The sequence below is a fragment of the Roseovarius marisflavi genome, assembly GCF_900142625.1.
In the GTDB taxonomy this organism is placed as follows: Bacteria; Pseudomonadota; Alphaproteobacteria; order Rhodobacterales; family Rhodobacteraceae; genus Roseovarius; species Roseovarius marisflavi.
Genome location: NZ_FRBN01000006.1, coordinates 106,076 through 120,364, shown reverse-complemented (window position 1 = coordinate 120,364; position 14,289 = coordinate 106,076). Strand labels below are relative to the sequence as shown.

Here is a 14,289-nt window from a genome sequence, read left to right as displayed (position 1 = left end):
CATGCAGGGCGCGCCCGCCGGGCCATTGCAGGGCATCCTGTCCTATTTCACCCGCCATCGCACGGCGGCGAACCTCTTGCTTGTGGTGATGATCGCGCTTGGCCTGATGGCCCTGCCGCGCATGCGCGCGCAGTTCTTTCCCGATGTGGTGATCGACAACGTAAGCGTCTCGGTCACCTGGGAGGGCGCCAGCGCCGAGGATGTCGACAACGCCATTGTCCAGCTTCTCGAACCCGCCCTTCTGGCGGTCGAAGGCGTCGAAAGCTCAAGCGCGAGCAGCCGCGAAAACAGTGCCACACTCAGCCTCGAATTCGAACCCGGCTGGGATATGGGGCGCGCCGCGGACGAGGTGCAGGCAGCGCTTGATATCATCACCACCCTGCCCGAAGAGGCCGACGAGCCGGTCGTGCGGCGTGGGGTCTGGCGCGATCAGGTGACCGATGTGGTGATCACCGGCCCGGTCGGCACGCAGCAACTTGCGCTTCTGGCGGATGAATTCGTGATCCGCCTGTTTGACGAGGGCGTTACCCGCACCACGATCCAGGGCGTCGCCGCGCCCGAAACCATCATTGAAGTGCCTTCAACCAGCCTGATCGCCAATGACATCACCATGGCCGAGATCGCCGCCGCCCTTGCCGCCGAAATCACCGCCGATCCGGCGGGCGACATGAGCGGCGCCAACACCCGCATTCGCACCGGCGTCGAAAAGCGAAGCCCCGATCAACTTGCCGATGTGGTACTGCGCTCCAACCCCGACGGCTCGTCGCTGACCGTGGGCGATGTGGCGCGCGTGCGCGTTAAGGGCGTGACCCGCGATGTCGCCTATTTCGTCGGTGACAAGCCCGCCATTACCGTGCGCGTCGACCGCTCTGCGCGCGGCGACGCGCTTGATATTCAGGCCAAGGTTCAAACCCTCGCCGACCAGATGACAGAGACCCTGCCCGAGGGTGTCAGCATCGGCCTGATCCGCACCCGCGCCGAGGCGATCTCGGGGCGCATCTCTATGCTGCTCGACAACGCCCTGACCGGGCTGGCGATGGTGGTCGGGCTGTTGTTCCTGTTCCTCAACGCGCGCACCGCATTCTGGGTGGCGGCGGGCATTCCCGTGGCCCTTTTGGCGGCGATGGCGCTTATGTTTGCCGCTGGTCTTACGATCAACATGATCTCGCTTTTCGCACTGATCATCACGCTTGGCATTGTGGTCGATGACGCCATCGTGGTGGGCGAACATGCCGATGCGCGCCTGCGCAAGCTCGGCGAGCCGCCGATGGTCGCGGCCGAGCGCGCCGCGGCACGCATGGCGCTTCCGGTGTTTTCCGCCACGCTGACCACGCTGATCGCGTTCTTTGGGCTGGCGGTGATCGGCGGGCGGTTTGGCGATCTGATCTATGACATCCCCTTCACGGTGATCGCCGTGCTGATCGCAAGCCTGATCGAGTGTTTCCTGATCCTGCCCAACCACATGGCGCATGCCCTGGCCCATTCGGGGCAGTTGCATTGGTATGACTGGCCAAGCCGGGTGGTCAATCGCGGCTTTGGCTGGTTTCGCGACCGCGCCTTTCGCCCGCTGATCGCGCTTGTGATCCGGGGCCGTTACGTGGTGCTTGCCGCCACAATCCTGCTGCTCGCGGTTCAGGCGGCGGCCTTCATTCGCGGCGATGTCACATGGCGCTTTTTCAACGCCCCCGAACGCGGCAGCGTCAGCGGCAATTTCGCCATGAGCCCCGGCGCCACCCGCGACAATACCCTTGCCATGATGCGCGAAATGCAGCGCGCCACCGAAGCCCTTGGCGCAGAATACGAGGCCGAGCACGGCACCAATCCGCTTGATTACGTGATCGCCCAGATCGGCGGCACGGCGGGGCGGGGCCTTGCCGGGGCCGACAGCAAGGACGCCGATTTGCTGGGTGGCATCACGATCGAGCTGATCGACGCCGACCTGCGCCCCTATTCGAGCTTTGCCTTTGTCGCCGACCTTCAGGACCGTGTCGAGCGTCACCCGCTGGTCGAAACCCTGAGCTTTCGCGGCGGGCGATCCGGCCCCGGCGGTGACGCGCTTGATGTGCAGTTTTATGGCGCCAGCGCCGATATCCTCAAATCCGCCGCCGAGGCGCTCAAGACCGCCCTGACGCGGTTCCCAGAGGTGTCGGCGGTCGAGGACAACCTTGCCTATGACAAGGAAGAGCTGATCCTTGAGCTGACCCCGCAGGGGCAGGCGCTTGGCTTTGCGATCGACGATCTTGGCCGCGTGCTGCGCCACCGGGTCGGCGGCATTGAGGCGGCGACCTATCCCGACGGGTCGCGCTCTGCCGAGGTGCGCGTCGAGCTGCCCGAGGGCGAGCTTACGGCGGATTTCATCGAGCGGATGCAGCTTCGCACGCCGGGCGGTGAATATGTTCTGCTGGCCGATATCGTCAGTGTCACGCAGCGCACCGGCTTTTCCACCGTGCGGCGCGAAAACGGTCTGCGCCTGATCAGTGTCACCGGCGATATCTCCGAGGATGACCCGGCCCGCGCCAGCGAGATCGGCGCGCTTCTCAAGACCGAAATCCTGCCTGCCGTGGCCAGCGAATACCAGGTCGAATGGCGCCTGGCCGGCCTCTCGGAACAAGAGGATGAATTCATGGCCGATGCCCGGCTTGGTCTGATCCTGACATTGCTGGGGATTTACCTTGTACTGTCGCTTGTCTTTGCAAGCTGGACCCGGCCCTTGGTGGTCATGGCGATCATCCCTTTCGGCCTTGTCGGCACGATCTATGGCCATGCACAATGGGATGTGCCGCTGAGCATGTTCACGGTGGTCGGCCTGTTGGGGATGACCGGGATCATCATCAACGATTCCATCGTCCTGGTGACGGCGATTGACGAATACGCCAGCGAGCGCGGCATTATTCCGGCGATCATCGACGGGGTTGCCGACCGGCTTCGCCCGGTGCTTTTGACCACGCTGACCACTGTTCTGGGCCTTACGCCGCTGCTGTTTGAGCGCTCGACGCAGGCGCAGTTTTTGAAACCCACAGTGATCACGCTGGTCTATGGGCTTGGCTTTGGCATGCTTCTGGTGCTGCTTGTGGTGCCCGCTCTGATCGCTATGCAACATGACCTTGCGCGCCAGATCGCGGCGCTGCGCCGGGGCCTCAAGGTGCGGCGCGGGCCACTTGGGGTAACACTTTGGCTCGGGCTTGGGGCGATGCTGGCCTGGCTGGGCGCGACCATGGGCGTGACGCTGGCAACCGGCGCATTGCCCGGCGCGATCGCGCAGCCCCTGCCGATGCTCGCCACCCTGTCGCCAATGATGGCCGCGCTGCTGTTGTTTCTGGCCGGAACATTTGCGCTTTTGATGGTGATCTATATCGCCATGGCCATCGCGCATCGCCTCGGGCGCGCCACGGCGCATTGAACGCGTGTTCTGACTTGCACGCGCGGCCCGGCGGCGCTAGGCCTAGCGCCATGCGTATCATCCGGGATTTCCAATATGTCACCGAGGCCGATCGCGGTGCCAGCGCCGCCATCGGTAATTTCGATGGCGTTCATCTTGGCCACCGTTCGGTGATCGACATCGCCCGCAAGGCGGGGAAAGCAATCAACGCCCCGCTTGGCATTCTGACATTCGAGCCGCATCCGCGCGAATATTTTGCGCCCGACGCGCCGCCCTTTCGCCTGATGGGGCCAGAGGCGCGCGCGCACCGGCTTGAGAAGCTCGGGGTCGAGCGGCTTTACGAGCTTAACTTCAACGCCGCCCTCAGCGCGCTGACGCCAGAGGGGTTTGCCCGCACGGTCCTGAGCGGCGGGCTTGGCCTGCGCCATGTGGTCGTTGGTGCCGATTTCTGCTTTGGCAAGGGGCGCGCGGGCACCGCCGCCGATCTTGAGGCCTTTGGCGCCGAGATGGGTTTTGGCGTGACCATCGCCCGGCTTCTGGAAGGCGATGCCGGACAGGTGTCATCGACCGCGATCCGCCGCGCCCTGACCGAGGGCAAACCAAAGAGCGCCGCCAATATGCTGGGTCACTGGCACCGTATCGAAGGCCCCGTCATAGGCGGCGAGCAACGCGGTCGCGAGCTTGGATACCCGACCGCGAATATGTCGATTGCCGGGCTACACCCGCCGAAATTCGGGGTGTATGCGGTTCTGGTTGATGTGCTTGATGGGCCGCACAAGGGCACCTATCACGGCGCCGCCTCGCTTGGGGTGCGCCCGATGTTCAACGGCGAGATTGCCAATCTGGAAACCTTCCTCTTCGATTTCTCCGGCGATCTTTACGGCACCGATCTCTCGGTCGGGCTTGTCGAATATCTGCGCCCCGAAGAGACCTTTGACGGCCTTGAGGCGTTCATCGCCCAGATGGATACCGATTGCCTGCGTGCCCGCCAGATTCTGGCCGCCCTATGAGCGACCCGATTGAGCGCAGCGGCCTGCGCCCCGAGTTCTGGAAAACCACCCCGCTTGAGCGGATGACCCAACCCGAATGGGAGGCGCTTTGCGACGGTTGTGGCAAATGCTGCATGAACAAGCTTGAGGATGAAGACAGCGGCGAAGTGGTCATGACCCGGATCGCCTGTCGGCTGTTTGACGACACCACCTGTAAATGCGGGCAATACCCTATCCGCCATCAATTCGTACCCGAATGCATCTCGCTCAGCCCCAGGAACCTTGACAGTCACCTCTACTGGATGCCCGAAACCTGCGCCTACAAGCTGTTGCGTCAGGGTAAGCCGCTTTACGGCTGGCACCCGCTGATCTCGGGCGATCCGCAAAGCGTGCATGACGCGCGCGTGTCGATGCAATCGCGCACCCTGCCCGAATTCGAGATTTCCGAGGACGACTGGGAAGATCATATCATCGAGGAACCGCGCTGATGTTTTTTGGCTCTGACAATACCGGCCCTGCACACCCTTCGGTGATGGCCGCCATGGCCGAGGCCAACACCGGGTTTCAGCCCTCTTACGGCGATGATGCCTTGATGGAGCGAGTGCGCGACCAGATCCGCACCCTGTTCGAGGCGCCCCAGGCCAGCGTTTACCTCGTGGCGACCGGCACGGCGGCCAATGCGCTTGCTCTGGCCACGCTGTCACAGCCCTGGCAGACTGTGTTTTGCACCCCGCTGGCGCATATCCACACCGATGAATGCAACGCGCCCGAGTTCTTTACAGGCGGCGCCAAGCTTAGCCTGACAGGCGCGGCCGACAAGATGACGCCCGCCGATCTGAGGGCCGCGATTGCCGAGTGGCCCAAGGGCGACGTGCATGTGGCGCAGCACGGGCCTCTCGCGCTGACGCAGGCCACCGAACGCGGCCGGATCTATAGCTGTGAGGAGCTGGCGGCGCTGACCCGCGTGGCGCGCGATCACGGCTTGCCGACCTACCTTGACGGTGCGCGCTTTGCCAATGCTGTGGCCGCGCTTGGGTGCACACCTGCCGACATGACCTGGAAAGCCGGAATTGACGCGGTCAGCATGGGCGGCACCAAGAACGGCTGTCTCGGGGTCGAGGCGGTGATCTTTTTCAACCCCGAAAACGCCTGGGAGTTCGAGCTGCGGCGCAAACGCTCGGCGCATCTGTTCTCCAAGCACCGCTTCTTGTCGGCGCAGATGCTTGAGTACCTCAAGGACGATCTATGGCTTGATCTGGCGCGCACCGCCAATGCCCGCGCCGCGACGCTGGTGGCGGGGCTGCGCGATCTGCCAGAGGCCGGGATCGTGGTCGAACCAGAGGTCAACATGATCTTCGCCACCCTGCCCCGCGCCACCCATCAGCGGCTCAAGGCGGCTGGGGCGGCCTATGGTCTCTATGATGGTCCGCTTGACAATGGCCCCGATGACGAACCTCTGATGATGCGGCTGGTCTGCGACTGGTCGATCACCGAAGACCATATCGCGACCTTCCTCGACCTCGCGCGCGGCTAAGGCGCCGCTCAGGTCCAGGCCAGAAAGCGCAACACCTCAGAACTCACCTGCTTGGGATGGGTCATCGGCCCCATATGCCCGGCGCCGATGACCACCGACCTCTCGACGCGCCCAAGGCGCGCCGCGAGCCCCTCGTTGATCGCCGCGATGATCGCCGGTGACTGGCTGCCTTCCAGCAAGAGCGCCGGGGCGCTGATCCGCTCCAGCGCGCCGCTGGCAAGCATCCCGCCCGCGTCATCATAAAGCGCAGGCGCTGCGGCCTCGATAAGCGGCATCTGCACCGCCATGGCCGCGCGCGCCTCGGCAGGTATATCCGACCAGGCCCGCCCGTCGCCCCAGACCCGGATGAACCCCTCTGCCGCAAGGTGATAATCACCGCTGGTCATGCCCTGCACATACATCGCCAGCTCCGCCTCATGGGGCCCTCGCATCTCGGGATGATCGGCAAGCGCCACCCCAAAAAACACCGGCTCGTAAAGGATCAGGGAGCGCACCAGTTCGGGGCGTTCTACCGCGAGCCGCAAGGCGACCGTCGCGCCAAACGAATGCCCGATGATATCCGTCGGCCCCTCAAGAAAGCTGGCCGCGATCCGGGTCGTCACGTCCTGAATTTCGCCGCGCTCATCCCAGGCGCCACTGCGCCCATGGCCGGGCGCGTCAAAAGCCACCATGCCAAGAGCGCCGGACAAGACCCGCGCCATGCCGCCCCAGCTTGCGCTATGGGCCAGCGAGCAATGCAGCATCAGCGCCGCGCGCGGCCCCTGCCCGAAGGTCGTCCAACAGGTGTCAAACCCGGCCTTTTCGGCGCGCGGCATGGCGTTAGAGCTTGCCCGCCAGATGAAGGTCAAGCTCGTCTAGACGGTCCTGGCCCCAAAAACTTTGCCCGCTGTCCACCACGTAAAACGGCGCGCCGAAAACCCCGGCATTCACCGCTTCTTCAAGATTTCGGGCATAGGTCTCTGCCCCGCTCAGCAAACCGCTATCGGCAAGTTTGGGATCAAAGCCGGCCTTTTGCAGGCACTCGCGCACCACGTCATCGCCCGCGATATCGCGGTCCTCGACCCAACAGGCCCGCATGATGCCATGCGCCAAAGCGCCGATATCACCGCCCCCGGCATTTTGCGCGGCAATGATCGCATAGGACGACGGCGCCGGGTTGGTCGGCCAATGCGCAGGCTTGAGGTTAAGCGCCATACCGCGCTTTTTCGCCTGTCGCGGCAGTTCCTGCGCGCGGTAGGCATTGCGCGAGGGGTGGCGCTCGGCGGGCGGGGTGCCGCCCGTGCGCGCGAACAGCGCCATGATATCGAGCGGCTTGTAGGTCACCGTCGCGCCGTGCCTGGCGGCAATTTCCTCCAACCCGGTACCCGCCAGATAGGCATAGGGTGACAAAGTTGAGAAATAATAGTCGATATGGGCCATTTTGGCGTGCTCCCCCGTTGCATAGCTTTGCCTGACCCTAGGCACATGCTAAGCGGTGTCAACATCACGAATCTGTCACATTGCACAGCCGGGGACCTCACCATGCCAACCACATCGCAACCCAAGCTCATTTCGGGCAACGCCAACATGCCACTTGCCACCGCCATTGCGCGGCGGATGTCGATGCATCGCGGCGTCAATGTGGGTCTTGTCGACGCACGGGTCGAACGTTTCAACGATGGCGAGATTTTCGTCGAGGTCTATGAGAACGTGCGTGGCGAGGATATGTTCATCATTCAGCCAACCTCGAACCCGGCCAATGACAACCTGATGGAACTGCTGATCATGGCGGACGCTCTGCGCCGGTCCTCGGCGGCGCGCATCACCGCCGTGATCCCCTATTTCGGCTATGCCCGCCAGGATCGCCGCTCCAAGGCGCGCACGCCGATCTCGGCCAAGCTTGTGGCGAACATGATCGTCGAGGCCGGCATTGAACGGGTTCTCACGATGGATTTGCATGCCGCACAGATCCAGGGCTTTTTCGACATTCCTGTCGACAACCTTTATGCCTCGCCGGTCTTTGCACTGGATATCATGATGCAGTTCAAAGGCGGGATGGAGGACCTTATGGTCGTCTCGCCCGATGTCGGCGGCGTGGCGCGCGCGCGCGAATTGGCCAAGCGGATCGAGGCGCCCCTGTCGATCGTCGACAAACGCCGCGAGAAAGCCGGCGAAGTGGCGGAAATGACCGTGATCGGCGATGTGACCGGCAAGAAATGCCTGATCGTAGATGACATGTGCGACACCGCCGGCACGCTCTGCAAGGCGGCCGAGCTTTTGATGGAAAACGGCGCCTCAGAGGTCCACGCCTATATCAGCCACGGCGTCATGTCCGGCCCGGCGGTCGAACGGATCGAGAAATCGGTGATGAAATCGCTGGTCCTGACCGACACGATCGCGCCCACCACTGCGGTGCGCGCGGCCCACAATATCCGCATTCTGCCCACCGCACCGGTCTTTGCCCAAGCCATCCTGAACATCTGGAACGGCACAAGCGTGTCGTCGCTGTTCGAGACGCCGTCGCTTGAGCCGGTCTATGAAGGCCAGTTCGGAATCTGATCGCAGGATAAGGGCACGGCCACGCGTAGGGTGGGTGAAACCCACGCCCGCGCGGGTGGCCTAATAGACGTCCTGCCAGTCGTCTTCGTGAAACAGCTCGCCAATCGCCATCCAGCGCACGCGCACCCGCGCCACGCGGGTGTCGGCCCAGGTACGAAACACCACGTCAAAACCCGTCCGGGTGATCTTTTCCGCCGTCACATCGGCGCGCGCATTGGTGGCGCTGTCCATATCCCAGAGCGACATGGCAAGATGCACGACCGGCTCTGATTTGAAGGGCGTCTTGAACACGACTTTGGTGCGCCGGTCACGTTCGCCGTGGCCGGTCCACATGGTGCCGCCATCTTCGTAATCCGAAAACAGCACATCATCACCCTGATCAATGCCAATGGCCTGATTGATGAAAACTTTCATGGCGTAGCCTCTTGGGTCCAGCCTTTTGGTAATAAGGGTTTCTCGCAGAATTGAGAACTGAAAAAGAAAAAAGGGCCGCAAGACGGCCCCTTTAGATGTTAATCTCTCGCGGCCTTAATTGGCCGAAAGACCGATGTGATCGCCAATCGCGACCATATCCGCCAAAAGTTTGGCGGCATCGTCAACCGGGCCAGGCTCGTTGACAAAGGTTTCCTGCGCATGCGCAAGCTTGTCTGTCGCCTCGGATACCATGGCCTTGAACTGTTCCGCAGTCATGTCTTCGCGCGGCACGGCGCGCTCGGCCAGAACCGAAACGCTGTCACCGCTGATTTCGGCGAAACCGCCGGTGACGACGTATTCGCGGGCGCCATCGGGGCCTGAAACCTTCAGGACACCGGGGCGCAGCGTGGTGATCAGCGGCGCATGGTTGGCCATGGCCGTAAGATCACCCTCGGCACCGGGGATCTGCACCTCATTGGCGGCGACCGATGCCAGAAGCCGCTCAGGGCTCACCAAATCGAATTGCACTGTATCAGCCATTTGGGCCTCCTTGATGATGCAGCGCCCGAGCGGCCCACGTGATGTGGTCCGCTCGGGGGGCTACACGCGTTTCTTAGGCCGCGTCGGCAGCCATGCGTTCGGCTTTGGCGATCACGTCGCTGATGCCGCCAACCATGTAGAAGGCACCTTCGGGAAGGTGATCGTATTCACCCGCGACAACCGCCTTGAACGACGAAATGGTTTCTTCCAGCGGCACCTGAATGCCGTCGGAGCCGGTAAAGACCTTCGCCACGTCGAACGGCTGCGACAGGAATCGCTGAATTTTGCGAGCGCGCGAAACGGTCAGCTTATCTTCTTCCGACAGTTCGTCCATGCCGAGAATGGCGATGATGTCCTGCAGCGACTTGTAGCGTTGCAGGATGCCCTGAACGTCACGTGCAACCTGATAGTGCTCTTCACCAACAACCGCAGGGTCCATCAGACGCGATGTCGAATCTAGCGGGTCAACGGCCGGGTAGATGCCCAGCTCGGAGATCGCGCGCGACAGAACGGTCGTGGCGTCAAGGTGGGCAAAGGATGTGGCCGGCGCAGGGTCGGTAAGGTCGTCCGCAGGCACGTAAATCGCCTGAACCGAGGTAATGGACCCGGCCTTTGTCGAGGTGATCCGCTCTTGCAGGGCACCCATGTCGGTGGCCAGCGTCGGCTGATAACCCACAGCCGAAGGAATACGACCCAGAAGCGCCGACACCTCGGAGCCCGCTTGCGTAAAGCGGAAGATGTTGTCGACGAAAAACAGAACGTCTGTGCCCGACTGGTCACGGAACTGTTCAGCAAGGGTCAGACCCGACAGGGCAACCCGCATACGCGCACCCGGGGGCTCGTTCATCTGGCCATAGACCAGCGCCACTTTGGATTCGGTCAGATTGTCGGGAACGATAACGCCCGATTCAATCATTTCGTGGTAAAGGTCGTTGCCTTCACGAGTCCGCTCACCAACACCCGCGAACACCGAGAAACCCGAGTGCACTTTTGCGATGTTGTTGATCAGTTCCATGATCAGAACGGTCTTGCCCACGCCGGCACCGCCGAAGAGACCGATCTTACCACCCTTGGCGTAAGGCGCCAGAAGGTCGACGACCTTGATGCCGGTTTCCAGAACCACGGATTCTGTCGACTGCTCGGCGAATTCCGGGGCGGGCTGGTGGATCGCGCGGCGCTCATCTGCGTTCACGGGGCCCTGTTCGTCAACCGGCTCGCCGATGACGTTCAGGATGCGGCCCAGTGTGGCGTTACCAACGGGAACCGAGATCGGCTCGCCGGTGTCTGTCACGGCCTGACCGCGCACCAGACCTTCGGTGGCGTCCATCGCGATGGTGCGAACAGTGCTCTCACCAAGGTGCTGGGCCACTTCGAGGACCAGCTTCTTGCCATTGTTATCGGTTTCCAGCGCGTTCAAGATCGCTGGCAGGTGGCCGTCAAAGTGAACGTCCACCACGGCGCCGATGACCTGGGTCACTTTGCCATTTGCTTTTGCCATGTTTACGTCTCCGGTTTTCTTAAAGCGCTTCCGCGCCCGAAATGATTTCAATAAGCTCGTTCGTGATCACGGCCTGACGCGAGCGGTTATACTCGATTGTCAGCTTGTCGATCATCTCACCCGCGTTGCGTGTCGCGTTATCCATGGCGGACATCCGCGCGCCCTGCTCCGACGCGCCGTTTTCCAGCATCGCGCTGAAGATGGCTGTCGCAACACCGCGCGGCAGAAGGTCCGCAAGGATCGCCTGCTCGTCGGGCTCGTAATCATAGAACGTGCCGGTATCGGCCGCCTCTGCCGCATCGCTCACGTCAGCAGGAATGATCTGCTGCATGGTCGGGATTTGGCTGACCACATTCTCGAAGCGCGAGAAGAAGATTTTCGCGACGTCGAATTCGCCGGCATCAAAACTCTTCAGCACACTTGCCGCCACACCCTGCGCGTCTGCATAGGCAACACGCTTCATGGCCGACTGATCGACATGATCCACGAAATACTGGCCATATTCCCGTTTCATCGCGTCGCGGCCTTTTTTGCCCACGGTCACGATCTTGACGGTTTTGCCTTCGGCCAGCAGATCCGTGGCATGTGCCTTGGCCAGCTTTGCGATATTGGCATTGAAGCCACCGCAAAGCCCGCGTTCGGCGGTCATGACAACCAGCAGATGCACCTTGTCTTCGCCCGTGCCGCGCAACAGGACCGGCGCGTTTTCCGCGTCGCCCACTGATGCCGCCAGCTTACCCATCACGGCATTGAACCGCTCTGTATAAGGACGTGCTTGTTCGGCAGCCTCCTGCGCGCGGCGAAGTTTCGCCGCGGCAACCATTTGCATGGCCTTTGTGATCTTGCGGGTCGATTTGACCGACGCGATCCTGTTTTTAAGGTCCTTGAGGTTCGGCATTGCCTTATCTCCCCTTAAGCGAAGTCAGCGGCGAATTCGTCCAGCGCGGCCTTGATCTTATCCTCGGCCTCACCCTTGATCTTGGGATCTTCCTTGGTGATATACGCCAGCAGGTCGGCATGTTTGCCGCGCAGGTGGCCAAGCAAACCAGCCTCGAAACGACCCACCTGATCGACACCGATCTTGTCCAGATACCCTTTGGTACCGGCATAGATCACGCAGACGATCTCGGCGTTGGTCAGCGGCGAATACTGGGCCTGCTTCATCAGCTCGGTCAGGCGCGCGCCACGGTTCAGCAACTGCTGCGTCGAGGCATCAAGGTCAGAGCCGAACTGAGCAAAGGCGGCCATCTCGCGATACTGCGCCAGCTCGAGTTTCACCGGCCCGGCGACGGATTTCATCGCGTTGGTTTGCGCCGAAGAGCCAACCCGCGAGACCGACAGACCGGTATTCACAGCCGGGCGAACGCCCTGATAGAACAGTTCGGTTTCAAGAAAGATCTGACCGTCGGTGATCGAGATCACGTTGGTCGGAATAAACGCAGACACGTCACCGCCCTGGGTCTCGATGATCGGCAGAGCCGTCAGCGAGCCCGAACCGTTTTCTTCGTTCAGCTTGGCCGAACGCTCGAGCAGGCGGGAGTGAAGATAGAAAACGTCACCGGGATAGGCTTCGCGGCCGGGCGGACGACGCAGAAGAAGCGACATCTGGCGATAGGCAACGGCCTGTTTGGAAAGGTCATCATAAACGATAAGCGCGTGACGGCCGTTGTCGCGGAAATGCTCGGCCATCGCGGTGGCCGAATAGGGCGCAAGGAACTGCATCGGCGCGGGGTCGGATGCGGTTGCCGCAACGACGATCGAATATTTGATCGCGCCGCTTTCTTCCAGCTTCTTCACCAGCTGCGCCACGGTCGAACGCTTCTGGCCAACCGCAACGTAGATGCAGTACAGCTTTTTGCTTTCGTCGTCGCCAGCGGCCTCGTTATAGACCTTCTGGTTCAGGATGGTGTCGAGCGCCACAGCGGTTTTGCCGGTCTGACGGTCACCAATGATAAGCTCACGCTGGCCACGGCCAATCGGGATCATCGCGTCAACCGACTTGAGACCGGTCGCCATCGGCTCGTGAACCGATTTACGCGGGATGATGCCCGGCGCTTTCACGTCGGCCAGGCCGCGCGTATCACTCTTGATCGGGCCCTTGCCGTCAAGCGGGTTGCCAAGGCCGTCGACAACGCGACCCAGAAGACCGTCACCGATCGGAACGTCCACGATCGACTTGGTGCGCTTGACGGTGTCGCCTTCCTTGATCTCACGGTCTGAACCGAAGATCACGACGCCGACGTTATCGGCCTCAAGGTTAAGCGCCATCCCCATGATGCCACCGGGGAATTCGACCAGCTCGCCGGCCTGCACATTGTCCAGACCGTGAACGCGCGCAATACCGTCACCGACCGACAGAACCCGACCAATCTCGGCCACTTCGGCCTCTTGACCGAAATTCTTGATCTGGTCCTTAAGGATCGCAGAAATCTCTGCAGCTTGGATACCCATTTATCCGACCTCTTTCATTGAATTCTGGAGGGAATTAAGCTTGGAGCGGATCGACGTGTCGATCATCTTCGAGCCCACTTTAACGACAAGACCGCCAATGAGGCTTTCATCGACGGTCGCATTGATCTTGACGTCCTTGCCCACACGCTCTTTCAGCGTCTTGGCCAGTTTGTCTGCTTGTGCCTTGGTCAGCGCCTTAGCGCTGGTCACTTCGGCACTCACCTCACCCTTGTCCTCGGCGATCATCGCGCGCAGCCGGGCAACCAGCTGGGGAAGAACGAACAGGCGACGCTTTTCAGCCATCAGCCCAAGACCGTTCTGCATCTCGGGAACAAGTTTCATTTTCTTGCCGATGGCGGCCATCACGGCGCCCTGCTCGTCACGTGTCACAACCGGAGAGCTGATCAACGCGCGCAAATCGGCACTGTCATCCAGCGCCTGCGCCAGATCGTTAAGATTGGTTTCAAGTTTCGCCAGAGATTTGCTCTCTTTTGAAATCGCGAAAATCGCGGTGGCATAGCGCTCGGCGATGCCGGAGGAGATCGAAGCTGGTTCGGACACGTCCACCCTTCCGATTGTCTGGCCCCGGTTGGCAAGCCTCACTTGGCCGCTTCCGGGGACGTTTGCGTGCGATGATATTTACGAAACACCGAAATTCGGCTGCGGTATAGCAGTGCCTTGCCAACCTAGCAAGCCGCGCGGAAATCGTTGTATACGAATGAATACCGCATAGTTTCAAACACTTATAAAGGGTGCGACCTATTGCGCGCATTTTATCAACGTAAAAAGATCACTTTTTCGCAACATTTAGCGATTCCCCACTCCACGCCCCCGCTGAATCGCGCGCCATTCGTTACCGCTATCAGTCGAAACCGCCGCCAATTCGCGCATCCCCGGCCAAAGACCATCCGACCTGTCCACCTGCGTAGGGTGGGTGAAACCCACG

At 61.6% G+C, this 14,289-nt stretch carries 13 protein-coding genes; 5 read left to right on the top strand and 8 right to left on the bottom strand.

Annotated elements, in window-relative coordinates:
- Nucleotide 1 precedes the first annotated feature (1 nt).
- Genes BUB78_RS07870 through BUB78_RS07855 form a run of 4 tightly spaced genes read left to right on the top strand, consistent with a single transcriptional unit; the run spans nucleotide 2 to nucleotide 5,902 of the window.
- Entirely contained in the window at nucleotides 2-3,400 is a 3,399-nt protein-coding gene (locus tag BUB78_RS07870; protein ID WP_073196818.1) for an efflux RND transporter permease subunit, read from the top strand.
- Between the two features lie 50 nt (nucleotides 3,401-3,450).
- Nucleotides 3,451-4,389, top strand: coding sequence for a bifunctional riboflavin kinase/FAD synthetase (locus tag BUB78_RS07865; RefSeq protein ID WP_073196816.1), 939 nt, complete (start codon nucleotides 3,451-3,453; stop codon nucleotides 4,387-4,389).
- On the top strand, nucleotides 4,386-4,856 hold the full coding sequence (locus BUB78_RS07860) for a YcgN family cysteine cluster protein (RefSeq protein WP_073196814.1): 471 nt from the start codon (nucleotides 4,386-4,388) through the stop codon (nucleotides 4,854-4,856). Before BUB78_RS07865 ends, BUB78_RS07860 begins: the two co-directional genes overlap by 4 nt.
- The gene (locus tag BUB78_RS07855; RefSeq protein ID WP_073196812.1) at nucleotides 4,856-5,902 is read left to right on the top strand and encodes a threonine aldolase family protein; all 1,047 of its coding nucleotides are present in this window, start codon (nucleotides 4,856-4,858) and stop codon (nucleotides 5,900-5,902) included. Before BUB78_RS07860 ends, BUB78_RS07855 begins: the two co-directional genes overlap by 1 nt.
- A gap of 8 nt (nucleotides 5,903-5,910) precedes the next feature.
- Here the strand turns inward: BUB78_RS07855 and BUB78_RS07850 are convergent, their stop codons facing one another.
- Nucleotides 5,911-6,717: an alpha/beta fold hydrolase gene (locus BUB78_RS07850; protein ID WP_073196810.1), complete on the bottom strand. Its 807-nt coding sequence runs from the start codon at nucleotides 6,715-6,717 to the stop codon at nucleotides 5,911-5,913.
- 4 nt (nucleotides 6,718-6,721) lie between these two features.
- Nucleotides 6,722-7,321 (bottom strand): 2-hydroxychromene-2-carboxylate isomerase, encoded by a 600-nt coding sequence (locus BUB78_RS07845; RefSeq protein WP_073196808.1) that lies wholly within the window; start codon nucleotides 7,319-7,321, stop codon nucleotides 6,722-6,724.
- Between the two features lie 102 nt (nucleotides 7,322-7,423).
- Here BUB78_RS07845 and BUB78_RS07840 point away from each other — a divergent pair, with 102 nt between their 5' ends.
- Nucleotides 7,424-8,440 (top strand): ribose-phosphate pyrophosphokinase, encoded by a 1,017-nt coding sequence (locus tag BUB78_RS07840; protein ID WP_073196940.1) that lies wholly within the window; start codon nucleotides 7,424-7,426, stop codon nucleotides 8,438-8,440.
- A 60-nt stretch (nucleotides 8,441-8,500) separates the two neighbouring features.
- Here BUB78_RS07840 and BUB78_RS07835 read toward each other — a convergent pair whose 3' ends face one another.
- The 6 genes from BUB78_RS07835 to BUB78_RS07810 form a co-directional block, all read right to left on the bottom strand.
- On the bottom strand, nucleotides 8,501-8,854 hold the full coding sequence (locus tag BUB78_RS07835) for an H-type lectin domain-containing protein (protein ID WP_073196806.1): 354 nt from the start codon (nucleotides 8,852-8,854) through the stop codon (nucleotides 8,501-8,503).
- 114 nt (nucleotides 8,855-8,968) lie between these two features.
- Nucleotides 8,969-9,394 (bottom strand): F0F1 ATP synthase subunit epsilon, encoded by a 426-nt coding sequence (locus BUB78_RS07830; protein ID WP_073196804.1) that lies wholly within the window; start codon nucleotides 9,392-9,394, stop codon nucleotides 8,969-8,971.
- Nucleotides 9,395-9,467: 73 nt separating this feature from the next.
- Nucleotides 9,468-10,892: a F0F1 ATP synthase subunit beta gene (atpD, locus tag BUB78_RS07825; RefSeq protein ID WP_073196803.1), complete on the bottom strand. Its 1,425-nt coding sequence runs from the start codon at nucleotides 10,890-10,892 to the stop codon at nucleotides 9,468-9,470.
- A gap of 19 nt (nucleotides 10,893-10,911) precedes the next feature.
- Nucleotides 10,912-11,790: a F0F1 ATP synthase subunit gamma gene (locus tag BUB78_RS07820; protein WP_073196801.1), complete on the bottom strand. Its 879-nt coding sequence runs from the start codon at nucleotides 11,788-11,790 to the stop codon at nucleotides 10,912-10,914.
- Nucleotides 11,791-11,804: 14 nt separating this feature from the next.
- The gene (gene atpA / locus BUB78_RS07815) at nucleotides 11,805-13,343 is read right to left on the bottom strand and encodes a F0F1 ATP synthase subunit alpha (RefSeq protein WP_073196799.1); all 1,539 of its coding nucleotides are present in this window, start codon (nucleotides 13,341-13,343) and stop codon (nucleotides 11,805-11,807) included.
- Nucleotides 13,344-13,910, bottom strand: coding sequence for a F0F1 ATP synthase subunit delta (locus tag BUB78_RS07810; protein ID WP_073196938.1), 567 nt, complete (start codon nucleotides 13,908-13,910; stop codon nucleotides 13,344-13,346).
- Between the last annotated feature and the right edge of the window lie 379 nt (nucleotides 13,911-14,289).

Excerpts from the sequence above, each read along its gene's own strand:
- BUB78_RS07865 (WP_073196816.1), top strand. The coding sequence starts at position 3,451 with ATGCGTATCATCCGGGATTTCCAATATGTCACCGAGGCCGATCGCGGT.
- BUB78_RS07830 (WP_073196804.1), bottom strand. The coding sequence starts at position 9,394 with ATGGCTGATACAGTGCAATTCGATTTGGTGAGCCCTGAGCGGCTTCTG.
- BUB78_RS07870 (WP_073196818.1), top strand. The coding sequence starts at position 2 with ATGCAGGGCGCGCCCGCCGGGCCATTGCAGGGCATCCTGTCCTATTTC.
- BUB78_RS07845 (WP_073196808.1), bottom strand. The coding sequence starts at position 7,321 with ATGGCCCATATCGACTATTATTTCTCAACTTTGTCACCCTATGCCTAT.
- BUB78_RS07860 (WP_073196814.1), top strand. The coding sequence starts at position 4,386 with ATGAGCGACCCGATTGAGCGCAGCGGCCTGCGCCCCGAGTTCTGGAAA.
- BUB78_RS07850 (WP_073196810.1), bottom strand. The coding sequence starts at position 6,717 with ATGCCGCGCGCCGAAAAGGCCGGGTTTGACACCTGTTGGACGACCTTC.
- BUB78_RS07840 (WP_073196940.1), top strand. The coding sequence starts at position 7,424 with ATGCCAACCACATCGCAACCCAAGCTCATTTCGGGCAACGCCAACATG.
- BUB78_RS07835 (WP_073196806.1), bottom strand. The coding sequence starts at position 8,854 with ATGAAAGTTTTCATCAATCAGGCCATTGGCATTGATCAGGGTGATGAT.
- atpD (WP_073196803.1), bottom strand. The coding sequence starts at position 10,892 with ATGGCAAAAGCAAATGGCAAAGTGACCCAGGTCATCGGCGCCGTGGTG.
- BUB78_RS07820 (WP_073196801.1), bottom strand. The coding sequence starts at position 11,790 with ATGCCGAACCTCAAGGACCTTAAAAACAGGATCGCGTCGGTCAAATCG.
- BUB78_RS07855 (WP_073196812.1), top strand. The coding sequence starts at position 4,856 with ATGTTTTTTGGCTCTGACAATACCGGCCCTGCACACCCTTCGGTGATG.
- atpA (WP_073196799.1), bottom strand. The coding sequence starts at position 13,343 with ATGGGTATCCAAGCTGCAGAGATTTCTGCGATCCTTAAGGACCAGATC.